This window comes from Empedobacter sp. GD03739, assembly GCF_029843245.1.
GTDB classification, from domain to species: domain Bacteria; phylum Bacteroidota; class Bacteroidia; order Flavobacteriales; family Weeksellaceae; genus Empedobacter; species Empedobacter falsenii_B.
This window is the reverse complement of sequence record NZ_JAOCHX010000103.1, coordinates 1-1,258: the sequence shown is the minus strand read 5'-3', so window position 1 is coordinate 1,258 and position 1,258 is coordinate 1. Positions and strand designations below refer to the sequence as shown.

The 1,258-nt window shown below is 31.3% G+C and carries 2 protein-coding genes; both read left to right on the top strand.

Features of this window, described 5'->3' with window-relative positions; all coding sequences use genetic code 11:
* Nucleotides 1-58 precede the first annotated feature (58 nt).
* Nucleotides 59-325, top strand: a complete 267-nt coding sequence (locus tag N5E64_RS15585) for a transposase (RefSeq protein WP_114998212.1) — start codon at nucleotides 59-61, stop codon at nucleotides 323-325.
* Between the two features lie 20 nt (nucleotides 326-345).
* Entirely contained in the window at nucleotides 346-1,242 is an 897-nt protein-coding gene (locus N5E64_RS15580; RefSeq protein ID WP_114998210.1) for an IS3 family transposase, read from the top strand.
* Nucleotides 1,243-1,258: the final 16 nt, after the last annotated feature.

The window sequence follows — 1,258 nt, the reverse complement described above, 5'->3', positions numbered from 1 at the left end:
TGTAAGCTTCCCCAAAATTAGAGTCATTTATAATTATAGTTTATAAATTTATAAAACTATGAAGAACAGTAAATATTCGGAAGTTCAGATTATCAAGATCTTATCTGAACAAAATTTTGGAAAAACGGTCAATGAAATTTGTCGTGATCATGGAATTAGTCAACCTACTTTTTATAATTGGAAGAGTAAATATGGTGGATTGGACGTTCAACACCTCACTAAAATGAAGGAAATGGAGAAAGAACTCTCTCAGTACAAAAAGATTGTAGCAGAACTAACGCTAGAAAATGTTGTGATGAAAGATGTGATTTCAAAAAAGCTTTAACGCCTTCTGAGAAACGAGAACTGGTCACTTATTGCAGCTCACAATACGCAATGAGTACTCGTAAGGCGTGTAAAGTTTTCCTCATTTCCAGTTCGGTTTATTTTTATAAAAAGAAACCCAATAATGAGGATGATAAAATTAGGGAAGAATTAGTTTTGCTTTCAGAGCAGCACTACACATGGGGATTTTGGATGATGTATCACAGGCTGAGAAATCGTGGATTTGGATGGAATCATAAACGAGTTTACAGAATATATACCTCTCTGAAATTAAATCTTAGAAGTAAACGTAAAAAACGTCTTCCAGCAAGAGTAAAAGAGCCTTTATTGCGACCAATTTACCCAAATGTAACTTGGAGTATGGATTTTATGCACGACACCTTAGAGTGTGGTAAAAAAGTAAGAAGTTTGAATATTATAGATGACTTTAATAGAGAAATTTTAACCATTACAATTGACACTAGTTTACCTTCATCAAAGGTCATTTCACAGCTAAAGCAACTTGTAGAATGGCGAGGAAAACCTGATAAAATAAGAGTAGATAATGGACCAGAATTTATTGCAGAAAAATTAAAAATTTGGTGTCTATCAAATCAGATTGTTCTACAATATATTCAACCAGGAAAACCAACACAAAACTCATTAGTAGAAAGATTTAACAGAACTTTTCGAACAGAATTTTTAAACGTTTATCTCTTTGAGAATATCAAACAGATGAAAAATTATGCTGAAATTTGGATGTGGATGTATAATAATGAGCGACCTCATAGTGCGCTACAATACCTTACTCCCAGAGATTTTTTGTTGAAATATGGAAAAATAAATAATGAAAAAAAACAAGATTTTCCTACATTCAAACAAAATTATAATAAAAATAATCAATTATTAAATAAAAACTCTATTTTTGAATGTACCTAACAAAGGGAAGAGTACA